Annotated in this window: 18 protein-coding genes; 10 read left to right on the forward strand and 8 right to left on the reverse strand. The window is 57.9% G+C overall.

Translation table 11 applies throughout. From position 1 onward, the window contains the following. Positions 1–233 precede the first annotated feature (233 nt). The 5 genes from cydD to cydX all read left to right on the forward strand — a co-directional run bounded on the left by cydD (position 234) and on the right by cydX (position 6,867). Positions 234–2,012: a thiol reductant ABC exporter subunit CydD gene (gene cydD, locus ACXAH0_RS13065; RefSeq protein WP_475175062.1), complete on the forward strand. Its 1,779-nt coding sequence runs from the start codon at positions 234–236 to the stop codon at positions 2,010–2,012. After that, entirely contained in the window at positions 2,009–3,727 is a 1,719-nt protein-coding gene (locus ACXAH0_RS13070; protein ID WP_475191827.1) for an amino acid ABC transporter ATP-binding/permease protein, read from the forward strand. Before cydD ends, ACXAH0_RS13070 begins: the two co-directional genes overlap by 4 nt. A gap of 235 nt (positions 3,728–3,962) precedes the next feature. After that, positions 3,963–5,567, forward strand: coding sequence for a cytochrome ubiquinol oxidase subunit I (locus tag ACXAH0_RS13075; RefSeq protein ID WP_475191830.1), 1,605 nt, complete (start codon positions 3,963–3,965; stop codon positions 5,565–5,567). A gap of 6 nt (positions 5,568–5,573) precedes the next feature. Beyond that, positions 5,574–6,731 carry a cytochrome d ubiquinol oxidase subunit II gene (gene cydB, locus ACXAH0_RS13080; protein ID WP_475175058.1) on the forward strand — a complete coding sequence of 386 codons (1,158 nt, stop codon included), beginning with the start codon at positions 5,574–5,576 and terminating at the stop codon, positions 6,729–6,731. Positions 6,732–6,744: 13 nt separating this feature from the next. Then, a complete protein-coding gene (gene cydX / locus ACXAH0_RS13085) occupies positions 6,745–6,867 on the forward strand; it encodes a cytochrome bd-I oxidase subunit CydX (protein ID WP_475175056.1) in 123 nt (40 codons plus the stop codon). Between the two features lie 263 nt (positions 6,868–7,130). Here the strand turns inward: cydX and ACXAH0_RS13090 are convergent, their stop codons facing one another. Further along, positions 7,131–7,673, reverse strand: coding sequence for a redoxin family protein (locus tag ACXAH0_RS13090; protein WP_475191832.1), 543 nt, complete (start codon positions 7,671–7,673; stop codon positions 7,131–7,133). Positions 7,674–8,229: 556 nt separating this feature from the next. Between ACXAH0_RS13090 and ACXAH0_RS13095 the strand changes: the two genes are divergently transcribed. From ACXAH0_RS13095 to ACXAH0_RS13110, 4 genes are all read left to right on the forward strand, one after another. Further along, complete coding sequence (locus tag ACXAH0_RS13095; protein WP_475191834.1) at positions 8,230–8,667, forward strand: TRAP transporter small permease subunit; 438 nt, start codon at positions 8,230–8,232, stop codon at positions 8,665–8,667. After that, entirely contained in the window at positions 8,664–10,229 is a 1,566-nt protein-coding gene (locus ACXAH0_RS13100; RefSeq protein ID WP_475175053.1) for a TRAP transporter large permease, read from the forward strand. Before ACXAH0_RS13095 ends, ACXAH0_RS13100 begins: the two co-directional genes overlap by 4 nt. Before the next feature lie 37 nt (positions 10,230–10,266). After that, entirely contained in the window at positions 10,267–11,331 is a 1,065-nt protein-coding gene (locus tag ACXAH0_RS13105; RefSeq protein ID WP_475175051.1) for a TRAP transporter substrate-binding protein, read from the forward strand. Between the two features lie 477 nt (positions 11,332–11,808). Further along, on the forward strand, positions 11,809–13,431 hold the full coding sequence (locus tag ACXAH0_RS13110) for a hypothetical protein (RefSeq protein ID WP_475191838.1): 1,623 nt from the start codon (positions 11,809–11,811) through the stop codon (positions 13,429–13,431). A gap of 378 nt (positions 13,432–13,809) precedes the next feature. Here ACXAH0_RS13110 and ACXAH0_RS13115 read toward each other — a convergent pair whose 3' ends face one another. After that, positions 13,810–13,971 (reverse strand): hypothetical protein, encoded by a 162-nt coding sequence (locus ACXAH0_RS13115; RefSeq protein WP_475191840.1) that lies wholly within the window; start codon positions 13,969–13,971, stop codon positions 13,810–13,812. A 625-nt stretch (positions 13,972–14,596) separates the two neighbouring features. Here ACXAH0_RS13115 and ACXAH0_RS13120 point away from each other — a divergent pair. Next, positions 14,597–15,412, forward strand: a complete 816-nt coding sequence (locus ACXAH0_RS13120) for a M15 family metallopeptidase (RefSeq protein WP_475175050.1) — start codon at positions 14,597–14,599, stop codon at positions 15,410–15,412. Positions 15,413–15,495: 83 nt separating this feature from the next. On the opposite strand, the gene ACXAH0_RS13125 is transcribed toward ACXAH0_RS13120, so the two are convergent. The 6 genes from ACXAH0_RS13125 to tssK are packed head-to-tail and all read right to left on the reverse strand — an operon-like array spanning position 15,496 to position 24,345. Then, entirely contained in the window at positions 15,496–16,524 is a 1,029-nt protein-coding gene (locus tag ACXAH0_RS13125; RefSeq protein ID WP_475175049.1) for a hypothetical protein, read from the reverse strand. A gap of 5 nt (positions 16,525–16,529) precedes the next feature. Continuing rightward, positions 16,530–17,246: a PP2C family protein-serine/threonine phosphatase gene (locus ACXAH0_RS13130; protein ID WP_475175047.1), complete on the reverse strand. Its 717-nt coding sequence runs from the start codon at positions 17,244–17,246 to the stop codon at positions 16,530–16,532. Continuing rightward, positions 17,243–17,956 carry a type VI secretion system-associated protein TagF gene (gene tagF, locus ACXAH0_RS13135; RefSeq protein ID WP_475175046.1) on the reverse strand — a complete coding sequence of 238 codons (714 nt, stop codon included), beginning with the start codon at positions 17,954–17,956 and terminating at the stop codon, positions 17,243–17,245. Before tagF ends, ACXAH0_RS13130 begins: the two co-directional genes overlap by 4 nt. Then, positions 17,953–21,549: a type VI secretion system membrane subunit TssM gene (gene tssM, locus ACXAH0_RS13140; protein ID WP_475191844.1), complete on the reverse strand. Its 3,597-nt coding sequence runs from the start codon at positions 21,547–21,549 to the stop codon at positions 17,953–17,955. Before tssM ends, tagF begins: the two co-directional genes overlap by 4 nt. 2 nt (positions 21,550–21,551) lie before the next feature. Further along, entirely contained in the window at positions 21,552–22,988 is a 1,437-nt protein-coding gene (tssL, locus tag ACXAH0_RS13145) for a type VI secretion system protein TssL, long form (RefSeq protein ID WP_475175043.1), read from the reverse strand. 25 nt (positions 22,989–23,013) lie between these two features. After that, on the reverse strand, positions 23,014–24,345 hold the full coding sequence (gene tssK, locus ACXAH0_RS13150) for a type VI secretion system baseplate subunit TssK (protein WP_475175042.1): 1,332 nt from the start codon (positions 24,343–24,345) through the stop codon (positions 23,014–23,016). Positions 24,346–24,362 lie beyond the last annotated feature (17 nt).

Below are 24,362 nucleotides of genomic sequence, written 5' to 3' on the forward strand. Positions count from 1 at the left end.
CACACTCCTCCTGACAGCATCCTGTCAGCACTCTTGATGTGGTCAGGGGTCATGTGGACGGCATGGCTGCCTGCGGCTTTTACGCGCGCGTTCTGGTGCGAGGATTGGCAAGGCTGTATGTCGTGTCTGCGCGGTCTAGGTCCGTGCCGGACGCGTTTGCTGCGGATCTTGCAAAATAAATGGACGGAAGATGCGGGACAACCGTATCCCTCTTCAAGCATGGTGGGGAAGGCTTGAACACTGACACGCAGACAGAAGGCTTCATCGGGACGCCGGACAGGGCTGAGGCGTGGGCGCTCGGCCGGGCCGGGCGTTTGCTGGCCCTGGCTGACCTTATCTGGATTGTGCAGGCCGGTTTGATTGCCTGGGCGCTTGGGCATGTCTTGTCCGGCCTTGCCGGGCCCTCTGACGGCGGCGGCCCTCAGGCGGTCTTGATGCCGTTGCTGGCATGCACCGCCGGTATCGTGCTGACCGCCCTTTTGCGGGTCGCCCTGCAGATGCGCGGGCTGGCGCAGGCCCGCAAAGTGGCAGGGGATATCCAGACCCGGACCCGTCAGGCGCTTTTGACGGCGGCGGTTGCCCGCTCTCCCGCCGATTCGTTCCCGTCGTCCGGTGCGTTCTCCGCCCATGTGACGGATCAGATCGATCTTTTGGGTCCTTATTACCGAACTTATATTCCGCAACTGACGCGCCTCAAGACCGTGCCACTCGCAATTGTGCTGGTGACGGCCTGCTTCAGCTGGCTGGCGGCCCTGATCCTGCTTGTGACCGGACCCGTCATTCCCGTGTTCATGGCGCTGATCGGCAGCCGGGCGAAAGCGGCAAGCGAAGGCCAGCAAGAGGAACTGACCCGGTTGAGCGGCGTGCTTCTGGACCGGATCAAGGGTCTTGAGACCCTGACCCTGTTCGGAGCCGTGGACTTCACCAGATCAGAGATCGCAAGTGCAGGAGAGCGGTTCCGCCTTGGCACCATGCGGGTGCTGAAGGTGGCGTTTCTGTCCTCGACCGTTCTGGAACTGTTTTCCGCGCTCGGCATTGCCTTTGCGGCCGTCTATATCGGCTTTTCGCTCTTGGGCGACATCAGGACCGGCACCTGGGGCGGGCCTCTTGGATATTCAGCAGGTCTTTTCATGCTTTTACTGGCGCCGGAGTTTTTTGCGCCCTTGCGGGCTTTTTCCGCCGCCTATCACGATCGGGCAGCGGGCCTGGCCGCCTGCCAGAAACTGTCAGAACTGGCGGTTGAGCTTGGCGGCATCCAGACCGTTGCCGGAGACGCTACCGCAGCCCCCGTTTCTTCCGGGCAGCCGCTACAGGTCTTCAGGTCCGGCCGGGCGCCGCGTCTGGCCTTTGAAAACATGTCCTTGGCCCATGGCGATCAAACGGTGTTCCGCAATTTTCACCTTCAGATCGCATCCGGCGAAACCGTGTTTTTGACCGGCAGAAGCGGCAGCGGCAAGACCACTCTGATTGACTGTGTGCTTGGCTTCCGCAAGCCGCAACAGGGCAGAGTGCTGGTTGAGGGCATGGACGCAGGCGCGCTCTCAAAGGGGCTGCGGCAAAAGGTGATGTGGCTTGGGCAGGCCCCGCAGCTCTTCCATGGCAGTTTGAAGGCCAATCTTCTCAAAGCCGCCGTCGATCCGGAAACAGTCTCCGAGGCGGACCTCTGGCAGGCCTTGCACCTTGCCGGGGCGCAGTCCCTGGTGGAAGGCCTGCCGAACGGTCTGGCGACCCGGCTCGGGGAGAACGGGTTTGGCCTGTCGGTCGGCGAAATCCGACGGATCGCTCTTGCCCGTGCGGCGTTGCGCCAGGACGCTCTGATCCTTCTGGCCGATGAACCGACCGCAGGTCTTGATGCGCAGACGGCGGCAGATGTGATTGCCGGGCTGAAGATCCTGGCCAAGGGCCGCACAGCACTGATTGCAACCCACAATCCGGCTGTTCTGGATCTGCCCGGACGGGTGCTGGATCTGGACAGTCTGGACGGGACCGCCGCCCGGGAGGCCGCGTCATGAAAGCGATCTGGTATTTGATCCGAAGCCAGCAGCGGTTCGACCGGTTTTATTTCTGGATCGGCCTTCTGGTGGCGCTGGTGCCTGCAGCAGCCGGGCTGCTGCTTCTGGGCGTTTCCGGCTGGTTCATCACTGCTGCGGCCATAGCCGGTCTGACCGGAACCTTTTTGAATATTTTTGCGCCGAGTGCGGTCATCCGGGCCTTGGCCATTTTCCGCACTGCCGGGCGCTACGGCGAGCGGATGCTGACCCATGACGCCACTTTCCGCTTTCTGGGGGATCTCAGAAACAGGCTCTTTGCCAGACAGGCTGCGAAACTGCGCCACGGCCAGCGCTCTGCTCTGGCGCTCAACCGGCTGACCGCAGACATTGCGGCTCTGGACACGGTCTATTTGCGTCTCGTCGTGCCCCTGTGCCTGTGCGCCGTTGTGGCCTGCGGTCTGCTGCTGATCTGGTCAACGGTCTCGCTTGTGGTACTTGGCATCGGCTGTGTCTGCCTGAGCGCCTGGGCGCTTCTGGCAGCGCGGTCGGTTACGGCCGCAGACCGCAACAGCGCAAGACGGGCCGAAGCCGCGTCCGATGCCATGCGCCTGCGCGCCGCCGACCTTGCCAGCGCGCGCATGGATCTGGCGATCTACGGCGGGCTGGACGCGGAAGGCGAGCGGGTCCTGGCAGCGGGCAACCGTCTGCGGGACGCGCAAGACCGTCTGGAGCTGCGGGTTACCCGGCTCACCGGGGTGTCAAATCTGATTGGGCAGCTCTTTCTGGCCTTGATGCTGTGCGTGTGTGCCTATGGCGCAGCCAGCGGGACACTCGGCTTGCCCCAGGCGGTGGGGCTGGTGCTGGTTGTCATTGCTTTGCCGGAACTGATTTCCATGACCTTGCCGGGGCTGGCGAATCTGCCGCGTACGGTGCTGGCGGCCCAGAGGGCTTATGCCGGTGGAGCGCTTGCGGACCGGCCGGCTCTTGCGCCGCGAACCGCCTCCGGGCAGGCGCTCCAGCTTGACGCCTCCGCGCGATCCCAAACGGCCGCAGCCGCCACTGACGCCCTGACGTTCGATCATGTGTCCTTTGCCTATCCGGGCGCGGGTCGGCCTGTTCTGGACGATCTGTCGTTTCAGATCCGGCCCGGAGAGCTCGTGGCCCTGTCCGGGCGCAGCGGCTGTGGCAAAAGCACGGTCGCAGCACTGGCGGCGCGGATGCGCCGGCCGGACCAGGGCTCCATCCGCCTGATGGGGCAGGATGTGGCACATCTGGAGGAAGCGCTGCTGCGGGAAAAGGTCACGGTCGTGAGCCAGCGGGCATATCTTTTCAACGAGACGATCGCTGCGAATCTCAAGATTGCAGCCCCCAATGCTTCGGATACCGACTTGTGGCAAGCGCTTGAAAAGGCCGCCCTTGCGGCGCGTGTCGCCGGAAGTCCGCTTGGTCTGGCCACGGTTCTGGGTGAAGGCGGGTTGGGGTTTTCCGGCGGTGAACAGCGCAGACTTGCGCTCGCCCGCGCGTTTCTCACCTATCCGGACCTCTTCATACTGGACGAGATGACCGAAGGTCTGGACGAGGACACTGCACAGGACGTGCTAGCCTGTTTTCTTGCACACAGAAACGGGGCGGCCGTGCTCCTGATCGCACACAAGGCGCGTGAGCTGGAAATCGCGGACCGCGTTATTGCCTTGGAGGCGCAGGGCTCTGCAGTCAGGTCGCCGCGTTTGTCTTAGTGTTTCTGGTACGGGATGCGACGGGTTTGGTGCGGGCGTACGATGTGTCGCATTGACCCGAGCCGCGAAAACAGGGATCGGTGATCCTGTTCTCACGTCTCGCTTCGACCAGTCAGGCCTGAATTCACAAAAACTGCCATTTCTATTGGAAGCAATTGATTTGGCTCAAGGAATTTGGTCGTAGCCCGGTTTTATTAAACGCTCAAGCCACTACCGGCTTTAAAGGGGAAACACGATGGAACTCAACGTCGTTGACCTGTCACGGCTGCAGTTTGCTATGACAGCGCTCTATCACTTCCTGTTTGTGCCCTTGACCCTCGGTCTGTCCATTTTGCTCGCGACCATGGAAACGGTTTATGTGATGACCGGCCGCGAAATCTGGAAACGGATGGTCAAATTCTGGGGCACCTTGTTCGGGATCAATTTTGTTCTCGGCGTCGCAACAGGACTCACTATGGAATTCCAGTTCGGCATGAACTGGGCCTATTTCAGCCAATATGTGGGCGATGTCTTCGGTGCGCCGCTGGCGATCGAGGGTCTGATGGCCTTCTTCCTGGAGGCAACCTTTGTCGGGCTGTTCTTCTTCGGCTGGGACAAGTTGTCGAAACGGCAGCATCTGGCCGCAACCTGGGCGGTGGCCATTGGCACGAACCTCTCAGCGCTCTGGATTTTGATCGCCAATGGCTGGATGCAGCATCCCGTTGGTGCGGCGTTCAATGTCGATACCATGCGCATGGAAGTGTCCAGCTTCTTCGATGTGTTGTTCAATCCGGTCGCGCAGGCCAAGTTCGTGCATACGGTTTCGGCCGGGTATGTCACGGCTGCCATGTTCATGATCGGTATTTCCGCCTGGTACATGCTGAAAGGGCGGCATATCGAAATCGCCAAACGCTCCATTACCATCGCCTCGGCCTTCGGTTTTGCCGCAGCCCTGTCGGTGGTCGTGCTTGGCGACGAGAGCGGCTATGAAGCCAACCTGAACCAGAAGATGAAGCTCGCCACCATCGAGGCCATGTGGCACACCGAACCGGCTCCGGCCGCGTTCAATGTGATTGCCCTGCCGGATATGGAAAAGCGGGAAAACATCTTTGCCATCGAGGTCCCCTATGTCATGGGCCTGATTGCAACACGGTCTCTCGATAAGGTCATACCCGGCATCAACGAGCTTGTGGATGCTTCCAAGGAACGTATCCGTGAGGGCGTGCTTGCCTGGGATGCGTTGCAGAAGGTCAGGGCCAACCCGGACGCCGTTTCCGATGAGGTCCGTAAGGCCTTCTCCGAGAATGCCCATTCGCTCGGCTATGCCTATCTGCTGCTGCCCTATACAGACAATCCGTTGACAGCGACGGATGAGCAGGTGGATGCAGCAGCGTGGTCCACCGTGCCGAATGTCTGGCCGATGTTCTATTCCTTCCGCATCATGGTTGCCTGCGGCTTCTTCTTCATCTTGTTCACCGGGGTTCTGTTCTTCTATTCCTCGGCGGGACGGCTGGAGAAATTGCGGAACAACCGGCGCTGGCTGCTGCATGTGGCGGTCTGGTCGATCCCGCTGCCGTGGATTGCCTGCGAAATGGGCTGGTTCGTGGCCGAATATGGCCGTCAGCCCTGGATCATCGAAAGCATGCTGCCGACATCGGCGGGCGTGTCCAATCTGACGGTGACCGAGGTGCTGCTCACCCTTGCCGGCTTTGTCGCGCTCTACAGCACGTTGCTGGTGATCGAGGTCTCCTTGATGATCAAATACATCAAGATCGGCCCGGAAGACGGTGACCTTGGCCAGCCTGATACCCCTGTTGCGGCCCAGCCCCACTTGGGTCCAACACCTGTCCCAGCGGAGTAAACAGTCATGATACTCTATGAATTGATCGATTACTCGATCCTGAAAGTGATCTGGTGGGTGCTGCTTGGCGTGCTCTTGATCGGGTTTGCGGTCATGGACGGCTTTGATATGGGGGTCGGTGCCTTGCTGCCCTTCGTCGCCGAGACCGATATTGAGCGGCGTGTTGCAATCAACACGATCGGGCCGACCTGGGAAGGCAATCAGGTCTGGTTCATTCTGGGCGGCGGCGCGATTTTCGCCGCCTGGCCAGCGCTTTATGCGATCAGCTTTTCCGGCTTCTACCTGGCTATGTTTGTGGTCCTGGCGGCCCTGATCCTGCGGCCGGTCGCGTTTAAGTACCGGTCAAAGAAACCCGACCCGTCCTGGCGCACTGCCTGGGACTGGGCGCTGTTCACCGGGTCCTTTGTTCCGGCGCTGGTCTTCGGGGTCGCGGTCGGCAACGTCCTGCTTGGCGTGCCGTTCACGCTCGATAACGAACTGCGCATGACTTATGAAGGCAACTTCTTCGGTCTGTTCTCGGTCTTCTCGCTGGTCTGCGGACTTTTGTCTGTGTGCATGCTGGTCACGCATGGCGCTGTTTGGCTGGTCATGCGGGCAACGGGGGAGGTGGCCGCACGGGCCCGCCGGTTCGGAACCATCGCGGCGCTGGCAAGCATCGTTCTGTTTGCGCTTGGCGGCTATATGATTGCCAGCGGTTTCGTGGAAGGCTTCCGCATCACCTCCGAGATTGACCCGAACATGCCGGCCAATCCGCTCGCCAAGCAGGCGATTGTCGAAGGTGGCGCCTGGATGGCCAATTACGCAGCGTATCCCGCGCTGTGGGCCGTTCCGGGGCTCGGGTTTCTGGGGCTGTTTGCAACGCTGATCCTGCTGCAGACCCGGCTGGAAGGCCTGATCTTCCTGTTCTCGAAACTGGCAATTGTCGGGATTATCTCGACAGTGGGGATCTCCATGTTCCCCTTCATCCTGCCGTCCTCGATCCAGCCGGATGCGAGTCTGACGGTCTGGGATGCGCCTTCAAGTCATCCGACCCTTTTCAACATGCTGGTGGTTACCATCATCTTCCTGCCGATTGTGTTGGCCTACACGGCTTGGGTTTACAAAGTCCTGTGGGGCAAGGTCGATGCGGAAAGCATCGAACGCGACAGCCATACGGCCTACTGAGGAGAGACGAACGATGTGGTATTTTGCCTGGATGCTCGGAATGCCGCTGGCCTGTTGCCTGGCGATCCTGAACGCCATGTGGCTGGAGCTGCGCGCGGAAGACGAACGGCGCGAAGAGAGCATGCGGCGTTCGTGACGGGAGCGGTCAACCGGGTGTTCCTTTCTGTGTCTGCTATCAGGGATTTCAACACAAGAGTCTCCCAGACTGACCGTTAACAAACGCGGCCCGGCTCGATCCGATCAGGCCCGGCCGGCAGGCTGGCCTGTCTCCGCAAGGACAAGGGCTCGTACGATCAAGCGTCAAAAGACAAAAAAGGCCCCGGATCAGCATCCGGGGCCCTTTTTTCTTTCAGGGTTTTATCGCGTGCTGCGCTCATGAAACGCGATATGCGTCAGGCCTCAGGCGGCTTCGATCTTGGCAGCGCGCAGCTTTTCAAGAATGTTCTGCGGCGAGGACACGCCGTAAGGATCGCTTGCGCAGTTGTCGGAGAAGCCTTCTTCTTCGAACCACTGTTCAACTGTGCCGTCGGTGACAACCGCGCCATAGCGCCAGGAGCGCATGCCAAACCCAAGATTATCCTTGGCGACCAGCATGCCCATCTTGCGGGTGAATTCGCCGGACCCGTCCGGGATCACCTTCACATTTTCAACGCCTTGCGCCTTGGCCCAGGCGTTCATGACGAAGGCGTCATTGACAGAGATGCAGTAAATCTCGTCAACGCCCTCTGCCTTGAACTCTTCGTAGAGCTTCTCGAAATCCGGCAGCTGGAAGGTGGAGCAGGTCGGCGTGAAGGCACCTGGCAGGGAGAACAGGACAACTTTCTTGCCCTTGAAATAGTCGTCGCTGGTCTTGTCTTCCCAGCGGAACGGGTTGGGGCCGTCAACGCTCTCGTCGCGGACACGGGTGCGGAAGGTAACGGAAGGAACTTTTTTGCCGAGCATCATTGAACTCCAGGTGTGTCAAGATCTGATGGACGCTGAGAGGAGAGACAGCCGGAACGGCCGATGGGAGGGCGAGGTCCGGTCACGGCGTCTGCAGAAACGTCCAGACCCTTCCGGTAGCGCAAATGCTGCGCTGCCACAAGGCGCTCTTCAAACCCGACCCATAGTTCAGCTGACAATTCACAGCTCGTTTGGCTATTGTGAACTGGCGGAAAACCAGTGAGTTTGCCGCTGCTGAGCTGCCAAGAGGTTCGACTTTGAGGGGCCTGCCAAAGGGGACGCTTTGGTGCGTCGCAGCAGGTGCGGTCCTTACGTTAAGGCCTTCCAAGACGCGAGGGGCATGGTCTGGATCTGCCAGGGGCGAAAAAGTAGGCCTTGCGCCAAAGAAGTGTCAAAAGCCGCTATACAGACCGGCGATTGCCCAATAGTGTTTTTCCCAGATTCAGGCCAGATCAAGGGGACTTGCTCTTGGCCGATACGAGGCGGACACGGCGCCAAGCGCGCGGGAAGTGGGAATTTGACAGGACGAGTCTTTGGGGCGGTGCGGCGCCTGTGTATGGGATTGGCCATTGTGGTCTTTCTCGGGCAGCTGGCCATGGTGCTGATGCGCTATCTGCTCGGGTTCGGGCTTCTGGAACTTCAAGATGCGGTCAATTACGCCTTTGCGGCGTTGGTGGCCTTTTCAGTCGCCGTCTCCTTTGAAGGCGATAAACATGTACGGGTCGATGTCTTCCGCCAGCGCTTCAGCGTCCGCACCAACCGGCGTATTGACCTAGCGGGAGATCTGCTCTTCGCCCTGCCTGTCTTTGGCCTGATGCTCTGGAGCGGATTTCCCCTGGTGCGCAGTTCCTGGGAAATCCTGGAAGGCTCGCCTGAAACCGGCGGGCTGCCGGGTCTGTTTGTGGTCAAGACCTGTCTGCTTGTGCTGCCTGCTCTGGTGCTTTTGCTGATCCTGACCCGGCTGGCCGGCCTTGTGAGGCGCCCGGCCTCATGAGTATCGATATTGTCTGGCTTTTGCTGATGGCCTTTGCCGTCTTTGCCGCGATCCTGTCCGGCGTGCCGGTGCTTCTGGCAATTGCCGGGGCGCCGACACTTGTGGCGCTGCTGGCGGCGGCCGCTGGGGATTTTGATCTGGTGTTCTTTCAGGCGGTGCCCCAGCGTCTGTTCGGCATTATGTCCAATCCGCTTCTTTTGGCCGTGCCGCTGTTTGTCTTCATGGGGCTGCTTCTGGAAAAATCCAATCAGGCCGAGCGCATGCTCAAGAGCCTGTCGGCGGCCCTTGGCGGCAATCAGTCGGCTCTGGCGCTCGCTGTGGTTCTGGTCAGCGCGCTGATTGCTGCCTCCACCGGCATTATCGGAGCAACCATCGTCATGCTTGGCACGATCATGCTGCCTGCGCTGCTGGGGGCGGGGGTCGACAAACGCATGAGCAGCGGCCTGATCTGTGCCAGCGGCACCCTCGGCCAGATCATTCCGCCGTCCATCGTGCTGATCCTTCTGGGGGATCAGGTGTCGAACGCCTATTTCGAGGCCCAGCAGGAGGCCGGGAATTTTGCGCCCGATCCGGTGACAGTGGGCGATCTGTTTGCAGGCGCCTTGCTGCCCGGTCTGTTGCTGGTGGCCCTTTATGCGGCCTATGTGCTGATCCGGCTGCGCGGGAAGGGGGCGGCGGCTGCCGGGGAAAGGGCAGCGCCCGTGGAAAGGCCGGGCGCTAGTGAACTGATCCGCAGCATTGCCCCAACGCTCGGTCTCATTGTCGCAGTCCTCGGCAGCATTCTGGTCGGCATTGCAACGCCAACGGAAGCGGCCAGTGTCGGTGTTGCCGGGGCCTTGCTGATCGCCGCATCCGGGCAGGGCGGGTCTGTCAGCTGGGCGGCCCTTGGCTGCGCGATGCTGGCGCTTTTACTTCTGGGACTGCGTCAGGCCGGCCTGCTCGGGCTTGGCTTTTATGAAGGCCAGATCAACTGGACGGCGGGATCGGTCGTCTCCAGTGTCCTCACGGCTGCTGTTCTTGCCTTGATGCTGGCGGTGTCGGCACCCTTGCTGCGCTCCGGCGTTCTGGCGGCGGCATTGCGGGAGACGGTCACGATTACCGGCATGATCTTCGGCATTGTCATGGCCGCCAGCATCCTGTCGCTGGTGTTCCGGGGCTTTGACGGCGACGGACATGTGGCCGAATTGCTGGAGGCGCTGCCCGGCGGGGTCTATGGCATGCTGTTCCTGACCCTCCTGGTGATCTTCCTGCTCGGCTTCATTCTGGAATTTGTCGAGATCATCTTCATTGTGGTACCGATTGTCGGGCCGATCATTCTGCAGAGCGATATCAGCCCGGTCTGGTTCGCGGTTCTGATCGCGCTCAACCTGCAAACCTCGTTCTTGACGCCGCCGTTCGGATTTGCGTTGTTTTATTTCCGCTCCGTGGCCCCGGCCTCCATCCGCACCGGTCAGATCTATCTGGCCGTGATCCCCTTTGTGGTCATCCAGCTTCTGGCCCTTGGCCTTGTTGCCGCCTTTCCGGTGCTGGCGACCTGGCTGCCGGAGATCCTGTTCCGATGACCTGGTGTTCTATTATTGCTTGAAAAGGAGACACTTCATGAAAAGACGCGATTTCCTGAAAGCGGGGGCGGCTGCAGCCCCTGCCAGCCTGCTGGCGGCCCCGGCCGTTGCCAAGGGCAAGATCGAGTGGAAATTGCCGACCTCGTTTCCGGCCAAGGCCCCGGGTGTCGGCACCAATGTCACCACCTTCGCCAAGCGGGTGGAGGTCATGTCCGGCGGGGAGCTGACTTTCAAGATCTTCTCCAGCGGGGAGCTGGTGCCTCCCTTCGGCGTGGAAGACGCGGTTCAGCAGGGCACTACGGAAATCGGCCATTCAACGCCCTATTATTCGGCGTCCAAGAACTCAGCCCTGCATTTCTTCTCCGCCGTTCCCTTTGGCATGACCGCGCTGGAAATGACCGCCTGGCTGCGCTATGGCGGCGGGCAGGATCTGTGGGACAGCATCTATGAAGAGCGCGGCCTCAAGCCGTTTTACTGCGGCAGTTCCGGGGTTCAGGCCGCTGGCTGGTTCAAGACGCCGGTGAAAAGCCTTGAGGATCTGGCGGGCCTCAATATGCGCATTGCCGGGCTTGGTGGCGAGGCCATGCGCAAGCTCGGTGTCAATGCGGTTCTGCTGCCGCCTCCGGAAATCTTCCCGGCCTTCCAGTCCGGCGCGATTGATGCGGCCGAATGGGCTGGTCCCATGCTAGATATGGCCTTCGGCCTGCAGAAAGTCGCCAAATACTGCTATGTGCCAGCGTTCCACGAGCCATCCGCTTCCCTTGAGATTGTCGTCAACAAGGACGCCTTTGACAGTCTGCCCGCCCATCTTCAGGCCATCATCGCCAATGCGGCAGAGGCAGCCTCCGTCGAAACCACTTCCCAATTCGACTATTACAACGCGGTCGCCATGCAGAAGCTGATCGCCGACGGCATCACCTTTGGTCCATTCCCGGACGATGTGATTGCCGCGCTGCGCAAGGCGGTCACCGAGGTGATGGCCGAAAACGCGGCCGCCAACCCGGTCTTTGCGGACGTCCAGAAAAGCTATGATGCGTTCCTGGATCTGGCCAAGGACTATGCGGCGCTTGTCAAGGCGGCCACCTTTACCCAGCGGCTCTGACAACGCGCACCTGGCCCTGAAGACATTGAGGGCTTCCAAAACACGCCATTTCGGCGGCGCATTGGAAGCAGGGGCCAGCCCTGTTCACTTAGAGACAGGGCTGGCCCCTGTTTTGCGTGCTTGCGCTGCTGATGATATCTAGGCGGCCATGACAGCCGAACACCGCCTTTACACCGCCCACCAGCCCCGTCTGGCCGTCGCGCCCATGATGGATTGGATCTTACAGGTGAAGTTATTTTTATAAATCAATAGCTTGAACAAGTTGCAAACTAAATGTTGTACCCAGAAATCTGTTGTCCATCTGTTGTGAAGTAGTCTCGACCAAGAACAGTGCTAGATTGACCGCTTCATTTTTGTCGAAGAAATATCTGCTGGTAGGCCCGAGTGGCCGTTCAAAAATTCAGTGACACTTCACTCTCAAAAGGCGTACTTTGCAAGCTGAGCAACTATTGCGGTATTGAGTAGTTGGAGGCAAAATTGCTGAAGGGTGTAATTCAGAGAATGTTTGGACGCGAACCAGAACACTCAGTAAATTTGTTGCAGCAAATATCTAAGAGGGCGGAACACTTAACGAGAGAAGAACAAGCAAAGAGTTTTGTCGCTATCCGGCGTATTGAAGGCGCATTAAAAAGTCGCGACAGTCGAGTCTTGTTCGGTCGAAGAGGGACCGGAAAAACACACATTCTGTCTTTCGTAGCAAGCACTGCGCGTGATTCTGGCGATATTGCTGTTGTGCTCGACATGCGTACCCTCGGGTCAAATAATTCGATTTTTTCTGACCAGAGTGTCGATCCAAGTGTTCGTGCCACAACCCTCATCCGTGATCTTATTTCTGCGCTGAGCGAGAGCTTTCTCGAAACTTACACCGATCCGAAGTCGCCCTTTCGTGGCTCCGGTTTGGATAAGGCGATTGAAAAATTTGCGGACTGCGTCAAAAGCGTTGTGGCGACGAATATTGTTGAAACTCGTGTCAAAGGCGCCACCTCAGATTCAGCTGCTTTAACCGGTGAAACTGGTGTCGAGATTTCAGCAATTGGTGGGGGGGCAAGAGCTAAAGTAGCGACGGCCTTAGAACAAAAAGACGAGCGTGAAATCGAGACGCTCACCAAGGGTGTTCCCAAGCTGTCGATAAATCTAGGTGAGGCGTCGAAGGCGTTAAATGATATCGCGGCGAGCTTTCAAAACAGAATTTGGATATTGCTAGACGAATGGAGTTCTCTACCAGAAAATTTGCAGCCATATCTCGCGGATTTTGTTCGAAGAGCGATTTTGCCAGTACAAAATATTACAGTACAAATTGCAGCAATTGAATTTCGTTCTAAATTCCGGGTCGACTTCGAAGATTCTCGAATTGGATTTGAAGTGGGGTCGGATATCGCTGCAGACATAAATTTAGATGACTACTTCGTTTATGATGTGAACGCGGAGGCATCCCTAGAATTTTTTCAGAAATTACTCTTTCGACATCTTCAGGCGATTTCTGGAGATAATGGGCTTTTTGAGAAAAACGAAACAGAAATGCTTAATGCGGTGTTTTCGCAGGAACGGGTATTCGCTGAATTGGTTAGGGCTTCAGAGGGCGTTCCTAGAGACTTCATAAACATACTACAGCTCGCAGCGATGAGATCCGACCAAACTAAGCTGTCAATGAACGAAGTTCGAGCGGCGGCAAAAGACTGGTTCGAGCGAGATAAGCAGCGAAATTTGGATAACAACCAACGAGCTCAGGCACTTTTAGAATGGATCAGGGACACTGTTATTGACGGAAAGAAAGCAAGAGCGTTTATGCTTGAGACTGACGCAAGCGATGGAGCGATCGAGTTTCTCTTCGACGAGAGGATGCTGCACATCGCGAAACGTTCCTATTCCGCGAAAGACAAACCAGGTACTAGGTATCGAGTTTGGAAGGTGGACTATGGATGTTATGTTGATCTCATCAACACTACCAAGAACCCTACAGAATTTCTTTTTGAAGGTCTTGGTATGACGGACGCCGGTGAAATTGTTGTTCCGGAAGATGACTATCGCGCAGTAAGACGAGCTGTACTTAACCTTGAAGATTTTAACGAGTCCTATGGTGTAGCGTCCTCCATAGCTTAAAGGTCAGTACAACATCTTTGAATGAGTACAACAAATGTTGCACTCACTGCTAAAACCTCAAAGTTCAGTTGGATTGGACCGACTGACATTAGCGACAAAGATACTTAAGTGGCTGAAAAAATAGAGAAAAATATGCAACCATAGCGAGATTTTCGGTTGCACCCATGATGGATTGGATGGACGTCGCGAAAAACGGCGCAAAATCAATCGCTAAAGGTTCCGATATTAGCGAAGTTGTACCCTCGTTGTACTTCTTGGCGCTGGTATCGCCGATTCCGATGGAACTGGGGGTAGGACGGGCGAATAGCCATTGCGTGACCAAGCCTGGTGGTTATGCCGGGATCAGGGGGCAACCAGCGCGAAGCCGACGCCGAGGAATTATTTGGTGCGAAAGGCGCGAGCCTCGGACAATGCGATCTCGCGGCGGTTGTCTAGGTACAAGGCTAAGTCCTGCAGGTGCACACCCTTCGCGCTTTTCTGGAGGACAAGCTCAAACTGACGCTGAATATGGGCAAAACCCATAATACCCACGTCAATCATGGCTTTGTTTTTTTGGGACACGGTCTCATTCGTAAGCGGGATAGATGGGGACCATGCGTGTCTCAACCACAATACCCAAGGAAAAGGCTAAGGCGTTCACCCATAAACTCGTCAAAGCTTTATCCGGCAACCATGATGTCAGGACCGTCGCTATGATTGACCGCCTTAACCGTCAGCTGACGGACTGGGCGGGAAATTACAAGTTCGCGGGCTTTGCAGCCTATTAAATCCAACGCATCGACACTGGTGTGTTTTGGAAGTTTGCCCGAAACTGACCAGGCCGATGATAGGCTTCAAGGCGTTCCATTCGGCAAGCGCGATGCTGGACGGAATTGAAACAGCGCACATGATCCGAAAGGGACTATTGAACCAGCCGGGTGTCCCTGCTTACCGCCAGTTCATGGAACTCGCAGGATAAACGTGTCAAGACAGAGCCGCCACTCTGACCTCGAAAAAAAATGCGACACTACCAATATTTCAGCAAACTTCTGCGTTGACCGGAACAGCACGAAAAGACCTCTTTTTTCAAAACTCTGAACCTTTTTTCCTTTTGCTGGGACATACCTTTGAACCCTTCGGCTGCTTTGGGACCGAAGTTAATTTCATTCGGTTCCGGATTGACCAAATGCGGTATGTTATCGGCATTCTTCTCGCGCTCTCAATTGCCTCGACACCTTTTGCCTGGCATTGGGCAAGCCGGTATTTCGCTCCGCCACCTGTTGCGGTGGTTGATACCAGCAAGCTGGAATCCGAATTGGAAACCTTGCGGCGGGAGTTGACCCAACTTCAAAGCCGTGTGGATGGGCTCGATATTCGGATGTCATTGGGTCTTTCCCGGCAAACGGAAGAACCGGAGGCGGCCAAAGAAAACCCGGCTGCCTCGGACAGCTTGAAAGATTCTTTTGCCCAGGTGGTTCTGATTGCCGACCGAAGGTCTGTAAATAAAGGACTCACTGTAGCCTCCCCGTCCTTCCTGCGGGACCTTATTGGACTGCCTAGGGAAGGCCTTACGGACGATTGCCAATCGGCAACCAATCCGAAACTGAAAGGTCTTTTGAAGACCGAGGATGTCGGGCCGATCAAGGCGCGCATGCTGGAACCGGCACTGGTGTCGATCCGCCAGGTATTCGCCAATGTTCAGGTTTTTGAACCGGAACTTTACGACCGGATCAAAAGCGCCGGCTCCTTGTGCGTGCGCCGTATCCGCGGGTCCATAACTTCGGCGTCCTCTCACGCCTACGGTTTGGCGGTGGATATCAACATTGACGGCGTGCTCGACAACTTGGCCGATGGCAAGACACAGCTTGGATTGATCCTTCTGGCCGATTTCTTCAAGAAGGAAGGCTGGATCTGGGGAGCGGGCTTCAGTCGTGAGGATTCCATGCATTTCGAGGTCAGCCGGGAAAAACTGCTGCAGTGGCGCCGGCTCGGTGAAATCTAAGAACTTGCTCGCGGACTCAGCGACTTACCGTTGTGCACGTGAGAAACGGGTTTCGCTGACCCGAGGCGCGAGCTTCGGGGACCTCAGGAGCAAGGACACATGCTGCACATGTCGAAAGGCTCCATGTCGATTGCGAATTGCAGCGAACCCTGAAGCGCCAGCATGACATTCAGAAACGGTGAAATTGCCAGACGCGGCGGGCTGAAATGAAAGGACGGTGCGGCGAAGTTTGACGACCCGGCAATTCGCTCGCCCAGTTTAATGTCCTCCATCGGCGGCAATGTTTGTAGCATCTGGTTCAAACGGAGTGCCGGCAATGGGATCGGGATATTGAAGAACGACCAATTCTGAAGCATCAGGCGCACCCGCCTTACGGTCGCCGGGGCGAAGCCGGCATCACCGAAGGCCTCGTTGATAGTCGCCAAGGATTCCAACACCAGGGCCAGCTTTGTCAGGGTAGGAAACGGAATGGATAAGTGCGGCGGGCGCAAATTCGCCATCGCCCCGAAGAAGTTACTCAAGCCGGAATAGCTCTCCGGGCTACCCAGGGGCGGCAAATTGAGCGTTTCACTCAGCATTGCCAAAGCGGGGAGCCCCCCCATGAATTTGACCATTTCAAAATGGGGGCGGGAGAGGGCAAAACTGTAGCTGTGAGAAAACGGGACGGGCGGCTCGCTTGCCATTTCGAAGGGATCAAGTCCGAATCCCTGGAGGTCGAGCACCAGCCGGGCAACCAGGGCGTAATTTAACAATGGCTGGATTTTCAAGCTGGCGAGATAGCCCAGGCGCGGCCAGACATTGGACTCGATACTGGCGGCGGCCTGCTGCATCTGCATTTCGAACATCGGCAGGTCGTCGAGTTTGAAATTCCCCACCATGAGATTGAACATGGCCGACAGTTGAAAGGCCGCGCCACCGCCGAAGTCGATCCGAGGCATGCGCGCCAGGTCAAATCCGGCGGCAATTTGCATGTCGAGCCGGTTTGCAGGATCCAGCGCTGGGAGCGCGGCCGCCAGCCGGAGGGACAGCGGCAGTGTCGGCAGTAGCGGGGTAACTCCCCAGTCATAATAATTGCGGACATGCTCGGCCGGGACGGTGCAAAAACAGGGCATGGGTGTCAGACCTCCACCGCAATGACAGAGACATTGTCCGATGCCCCGGCGCTGAGAGCGACGGCCAGGAGGTCGTCGGCTAGAGTATCAATGGGTTTTTCCATCAGATACTGGCGCAGGAGCTGGTCGTTCGCATATTGCGACAGGCCGTCAGAACACAGCAGAAAGCGATCGCCCGGGAGGATGTTGCCCCGGCGCTTGTCGATTTCCAATACGTCGCCAACACCAACAGCCCGTGTGATCTGGTTGCTGATATCGGATTTATCAGCCTCTTCCCAGGTCATTTGCCCTTGTTCGACCAGTTCGCCGACAACGGAATGATCAAAGCTGACCATGCTCAGTACGCCTTCCCGGAGACGATATAGCCGGCTGTCTCCGACCCAAAGGCACAAAAAGTGTTCGTGCGATAGAGCGAGCAACACGACTGTAGCTCCGATGGTACCCTGCGCGCGCCGGCCAGCTTCGTCTTTTATCCTGGCATGAGCCTGATGGAGGGCCGTGCGTGCCTCCGTCATGACGTCGGCTGGCTGGAGGTCCGATGGAAGCTCGTTCAGGGCTTCCACGATTGCCTGGCTGGCAAACTCACCACCAATGTGCCCCCCCATGCCATCGCTGACGACCCAAAGTGCGATATCCGGGCGCAAGAGGATCGAATCCTCGTTTACCTTGCGAACCCGGCCGACATGGGTGCGGGCGCTGTGGGCTCGGATACGATCCGTCATTCATTGCCTTCAAGTTGATTGGAGCCCTGATGGCCGGGGTTCCAGACCGGAGCGTTGAAATCGAAAAATACCGCGGCCAGATTCCGGCTTTCAGGCATTCCCCGGCACACCATGGTCCGATGGATGTCCTCAATTGCGGAGACCCAAAGGGTCGCGCCACTTCGGGCCGCGAGGTTGGTCAATTGGCGTTCGACGGTGTCATCGCAAGCAATCAGATCTGCGTTTCCCAGGTGCGTTGCAGTGACGGACACAGTTGTCTCCTGGCGTTCCGGCAAGGTGCTCAATGCTCCCTGGAGTGCATCAATTGTCGCGCCGTCGTCGAGCATGGAAAGGGCTATATTTTCCAAGTTCTCGTAGATCGGGGAGAGACCCTGATAGAGATCCCAGGCGGATGCCTGCCCATCTTCGGATTGATCTTCGACACAAAGGCAAAACGGAAATTGCCTTCCCACCCGGTCAACGCTTGGCATGAAGATACCGGCAGCCGCATTGGGGCCACAGACATCCCGTGGCAGGGCAAAGCGCCATATGGGTGCTGTCATGTAACTGCCCAGCCAGTTCTCCTGGAGTGCTTCGCTGCCGGCGGCCACCATGGTTTGCATCCAGCTATCCCAGGCCGAAATGAATTGTGGCGACAAACCTGCGCGGATGAAATCACCCACGCAAGGAAGCTTTCCGAACCAGCCGACCGTCCATTCATTCTGGGTCATAGGGAACTCGGGCAGGCGAAATTCTCCAGAGCGGTGACAGTGAACGGGTTCAAGGCGGATCCTGCGCGCAGCTGAAAGATCGCGATGCGTCCTCCAAGATTGAAGATCACCCGGTTACGGTCTGACACATTGGTTCGGCGCACCTCTGCGGTATCGAGCAGGCGGAACCAGGCCCAGGGTCCATCCATCTGAATCGTGTTCTTCAGGTCCGGACGGGACGGAGAGACTGTGACACGCGTGCGGCCACCGCTGCCTTGCCCAGGCCATACGAGAGGCGTGACTTCGGGTGGTCCGTGGGCATAAGTCACCGGTTGTCCGTCAATTTCGACCACGACCTGTTCAACGTTCGGATCAAGAGCGACCGGTTTGATGTCGAACCTGATAGAGGGCGGACCGGCTGTCAAAAAGAAGCTGTCGCGGATTTCGCGTGCCTTCTGAAACTGGGCAATGACAGCGTTGGAAATCCCGATATCGACACCGTTCACCCGCCGAAGCCGCCAAGGATCGGTGGTGGTGTCGACGAAGGGGACAAGGTTCTCCTTGAAAAAACCGTCGATCAGTCCGTCGGGGGCAAACAGCTTGCCGAAGTCCGCGATTGTGATGTCCGCCTTTGCTTGCGGATCGATTGGATACCGCCCATTGATTGCCTGTTGGCAAAAGGGAAGAACATCAGCTTGCCATTTGCCGTTGAGTTCGGTTCTGGCTCCGCCAACAGCCGCGCCGGAGGACACTGCGACCACCTGGTTGGCCCAACGCTGCAACGGATTGGGAAGGAGCGTCGCGGTTGCCTGAAGTTCGTCAGAAGGGGTTGCCCGGTTGCTGACGATCGCTGTGCCGGAGTTTTGGCCAAGGGACAAACGATTGAGCTGGTCAAAAATGGCGACCATCTGCTGCATCACCTCGTCGAGACGGGATGGTACACCTTCGGAAGAATTCACCAGTTCATGCAGTGGGCGGAACCGTTCTTCAACAAAGAATCCTGGAGGAATTTCCTTTGCACCGCCACTTGCGGCTTCTACGCTGGAGACCAATGCGCCAACAACGGAAAGCCGGGTTGCGTCGATCGATGAGATTGCTTCGTCTTTGGCAAAGCCTGCTGCCGCCGACACAGCGGAGCTTTTGGCAGCTACGCCGCCGGGGAGACGGGTCAGCCGGGTTTCTCTTGCGACAGAGTTCAGGATGTTGCGGATTGGGGACGTCGGGCCGGACAGAATGTTGACGACCTGGGTTGCTTGTCCGACGCTTTCCATCGGGATGATGTCGACGTCTGAAAGAAGCTCGTCATAGCGGGAGACGAAGTCGTTTTCATAAAGGGCCAAAACATCCCGGTCGAGACGGTCGAGTGTTTCCGGCGTGACTTCTTCTGCCTTTGAACCGAGCACAAGGCTCTGGAATTTCACCCGTGTCTCGACGGTGGCGAGTTGGGGGAGAAAGTACTCGTAGAACCCCGCGTGGGTGTAGACTCCTTCTACGCCCGCGCTCAGCGGCTTGCCTGATGTTCTGAGAAAGACGCGCGACACGGCCGGGCCACCCGCATCCGTGATACGGAACGGAGGCAGGGCCTTGGCCACCGGAGACGTGACAATGCTCTGATAGATACGTTCCGCCAGCGGGGTTTCAGCCAGAAGGGACTGGATTTGCTCCACGAGAGGGCCGTTCAGGCCAATGCGGCGCATGGGCCGGCTCAGCAGCTCATCCAGGTGGTCGGCGAGATCCGCCTGCAATTCGGTCTGGCCAGGAAATTCCAGCGCCCAGTCCGCGGTCATCCAGCTTCTGACTGTTGGAGCATCCATGGCGCCTTGCAGGCCGAGCATCAGGTAGACTTTCAATCCTTCAAACAAAAAATCGGGATTGTTGATGTTGGCCTGCAACTGTTCTTCCAGGCGGAATAAAAGGCGCGGAAGCAGGAGGGCATTGAGGGCACCCCGATAGGTCTGTGCGGACACGGTGCCGATCGTGTCACCTTGATAGAGACCGAAGGTCAGCTCCAAGGGCGGCTCGGGGTCAGTCGCCGCCGGGTTGCCGGGGAGGTCTCTTAGTTTGTTCAGGGCTGGAACAACAGGTACCAGGTTTGCATCGGCAATCGGATTGCCTGGTATCTCGCGGCGGATTTCCTGAAACTCTTCGATCTGCGCGCGGGCACCATCAACCAAAGTAACGTTTCCAAGATAACTGTTGGTCCAGACACCACCTGTAGCGAAAAGGGCAACCACTCCTGTGGCAATGATGCCGCGCTTGAGCCACCGATACCGGCGTTCAACAACGTCGTCGGCCGAGACAAGTCCGGATTCGGGAAAAATAACTTGGTTCAGCAACCGGGTCAGGAAATAGCTTCTCCCTTGCCCGCGCCCGGTTCCGATTGCCTGGCGACCGATGCCGAACGTCTGGGACATGCCCATCATCATCCGGTCGATCGGCGTACCTTCCTGGGTGCCGGAAGTGAAATAGACACCGCGCAGGAACTGGCTGTCCTCGTATCGGCTGTCCTGAAGGATTTCACCGAGAAAGCCCTCGGCGGTCGAACGCAGCGACGCGAACTGGTCCGGAAAACCTGCAATCAGGCTGCGACGCTGATAGTCTGTTTCGGCCTGCATACGCTCCAGGCTGAGATTGGAGATTTGGCCAACGAGAGCCGTAAATTCCGTATCAAAAGCAGAGATCGGGTTGGTCGAACGGTCATTTTTGTCGTGGGTCAGAGTAAAGCCCCAAACCTGCTCGCGGTCTTGTGCTCCCAGATTGTCGAAAAATTCCTGGAAGCCGGCGATCAGATCGACCTTAGTGAAGAGAATATAGACCGGGAACCGCACGCCAAGCTTTTGGCGCAGCTCATGCAGACGAGTCCGTATGGCCTGGGCGTGCTCCTGCCGTTCTTGTTCATTCGACAGGGATAGATCAGACAGGCTGATTGCGATCATCACGCCATTGATGGGCTGACGGCGGCGATACTTCTTGAGCATATCGAGAAAACCGGTCCAGGCCTTGGCGTCCACATCCCGCTGACTATCCTGGGTCGTGTAACGGCCAGCGGTGTCAATCAGAACGGCTTCGTTGGTGAACCACCAATCACAGTTCCGCGTTCCGCCAATTCCGCTGATCGCCGTCTTGCCCATGCGTTCGGCCAAGGGAAAGCGGAGCCCGGAATTGACGATTGCGGTCGTCTTTCCCGCACCAGGAGGGCCGATGATGATGTACCAGGGGAGCTGGTAGAGATAGCGTGTTCTGAATCGCCCACCGAGCTTGGATTTGCGCAGGAAAGCCATGGCTTCGGTAAAGCGCTTGCGCAGCTCGTCCAGTTCCGCCTGAACAGTTTCATCCTCGGTATTCCGGGGCGCTTGAGCACCGCCGCTTGTTATGGCATCGGCCATTTTCCGGTCGCGGGAGCGCCGCACAAGCAATATGGCTAGGATCGCAATCGCGTTGATTGCGGCAATCGCAGCCAGGGCGACAAGACGCTGGCTGATGCTGTCAAGGGGGCGGAAATTGCCGATGGCGAGCAGGGGCCCCAGATACCAGATGCTGATGGCCAGGATCAGGCTGAAGATGATCAGAAGGCCGATGGTGCTGAAGACGCGGGCAATGATTTTGTTCAACATGGTCAACCTGCCTTCACGAGGATGATTTCGATGCGACGGTTCTTGGCTCGGCCGTCAGCCGTGTCGTTGGAAGCAACTGGGTTCCGATCCGCGCGGCCTTCGGCGCTGATGCGGCCCTTGTCTTCCAGTGAAGTCGAAATGCGCTGCATGACGGACTTGGCACGGGCGAGGGAGAGTTCCAGATTGGATGGAAACCGTGCCGTTCGGATTGGAATGTTGTCGGAGTGACCAACCACGCTAATGCGGCCTTCCTCGTCTCCGAGGGCTTTTGCCACCCGATCCATGATTTCTTGGAAACGCGGATCGAGCTGGTCGGAGGCAGACGCAAACATGCCCTTTCCGGCAATGTTGATGGTCAGGGAGTTGCCTTCACCGGTGACGGTAACCAGGCCTTCGTCGATCTCCGGCTGAAGGAAGGCCGAAACGTTTTCGATCGTCTTCACTTCTTCGGATTCAGGCGGCGGTGGCGGCGGTGGTGGTGGCGGTGGTGCCGGTCGGTCCAGTTCGATCGGTCCATTGAAATCGAGCGCTGCGATTTGTGCGCCGAGGGCTTGAGTGTCTCCTCTCAGCAAAAAGGAGAAAATGAAGAAGGTCAGACAGATAGCTGCAAGAGCCGCTCCGCTGGTGATGAATAGGGGTGTCCAGACTGACAAAAGCCGGTGCGGCGAATGCTGGCCCCTCCAGTGCGGAGACAGGGACGGATCGGCCGAGCCCCGATGGGTGCGGATAAGGCGTGCCAGACCGTCGCGGATGGACAGGTGTTTTTCGTTTCCGCGGTCTGCGACACGAAGCCGGCCCTCGAAGCCCAGGCTGAGGCAGACATAAAAGAACTCCAGCAGGACCAGGTTTTGCGAGGGAGCCTTTTCCAAACGAGTTAGAAGATCGAAAAAGCGGTCACCGCCATAGGTTTCCTTGTGGAAGGTGCCGACAATGCTCTGCTGGGTCCAAATGCTCTGTCCGCCCCACGGCGTATTGAGGACGACATCATCGATAGTCGCGCAAATGGCATAGCGGGCGAGACGCACGGTTTCGGCAGCGATGCCCGCTTCCAACGCTCTGTTGCCAAAGGCGCGGACCTCGGCGATCACGCTTTCGCGCAGGTCAGCGGGATTGGAGTGCTGCGCGCGGTTGCGGATACGGGCGGCGAGTGCAAAGAGAGGTGACGCAGCGGCATTGAGCGGGTTCATGCCGGCATAGGCCTGGTTCAGCGGAATTGCCGGCGAAGGACCGGAAGGCTGAGTGGATGGTGCTTGTGGTTGAGGAGAGCGTCCGCTGACATTTTGCGATGCTTCCTGACGTTCAGCTTGCGTTCCGGAATTCCCGCTGGCGCTGGGCGGCGGCATTGGGGTTGGCGCAGCCGGCCGGCGTCCGGCCGGGTTGGGACGGATCACCGTTTTGTCCGTGTCGAATGGTTCGGCAAAAGGATCGTCGCGATTCATCGGTCTTTCCTCAAAGTTCAGCGGGTTAGCGGATAGCCCAGAGTTGCAGGTCCAGGTCTGGGAAATCGCCAGCCACGTGGATGGCGAGGCCGCCGGATGTGGTCATTTGTTTCCAGTAGGTGCTGTCGGAATCGAGCTCGAAATAGACAACACCGGAGTGATAGGGGACTTGCCGGGGGGCAACCGGAAGAGGCCGCATGGCAATCCCGGGCAACGCGGAATTGACGAGTTGCCGGATTTGTTCGACCGGGCCGAGCTTGGCTTGTGTGGGAAAATACCGCCGGACACTTTCCGCCGGGACGGACGCTTTCGCGGCAAGGACGAATGTTGCCGATGCCAAAAGGCGCTTGTCCGTGATCATTGCCACCGACACGCCGTATTTGCGCGGTTCGATCGGAATGGACACAGCTCCCTGTTCCAGAACCGAACTGAGGTGCTGGCGCAAGATGCGGAAGACGGGCTGAAAGACATTGGTCAGATCATTGTGCTGGTAAGCCGGAAACTGGCCAGACAGCTTTTCAGCAGTCATGAAGGTCGCCACCTCGCCGGTGAGGCTGACCAGCATCTGATAGATCATCTGAGGATGTGCGTTTTCGATCGCGAGAATATGCCGGACGAGGGGAAGTGCGCGGTTGATGGAAACCAGCAGCATGAAGTCGGCAACCTCTGCAACGCCCTTTCCGCCGCCCTCGCCCAGACGGCCTGCAAGGGCTTCGGCCCGGTGGCTCAACAGACCTTCGAGTTCGCTTAAAAACCCGTGAAGCGGCGGGGCAGCGCGGGCATCCAGGCATGTGGGTATGAAGGAACGGTCGAGGATGATTTCCCCGTCCTGCCGGACTTCTATGATCCGGGCTATCGGAATGACCATCTGGTCCGACAGGTCGTCGAGATCAAGGGCCAGTTGCAGGCGCAATTTGCCGACGGCCACCGGGACAGTGCGGCGCTCATGACCCATGCTGTCAGAAATCTCCACCTCTTCGACCAGATAGCGGGTCATCGTGGTTTCGGCGCCCGTCGTGTCGACTTCTACGGCACCCTGACGCCGTATCGGGATCGCAAGATAGACCACCGCGTTCTTGACAGTGTTCGGAACGTCGAGAGCAGTAGGATGGTCCTCTGTCTGAGGGACCCGGAAGGTCACCCCGTCAGGGGTCAGGCCCTTGCACGACTTTATGGCAATCTTTCCCAGTTTCAGGAGTTCCTCATCCAGCGTCAGCTCCCGCAGGCCCCAAAGATAGGGGGCGGAAGCGGAAGCGACACCGGACACGAGCGCCTCGACATAGCGATCATTTTGTTGGAAGTGGTGAGGCTGAAGGAAGAGACCCTCCTGCCAGACAACCTTGTTTTCCCAGGACACGCTCAGGGTCCTCCTTT

It is taken from the genome of Roseibium sp. AWQ4_290, assembly GCF_056160985.1.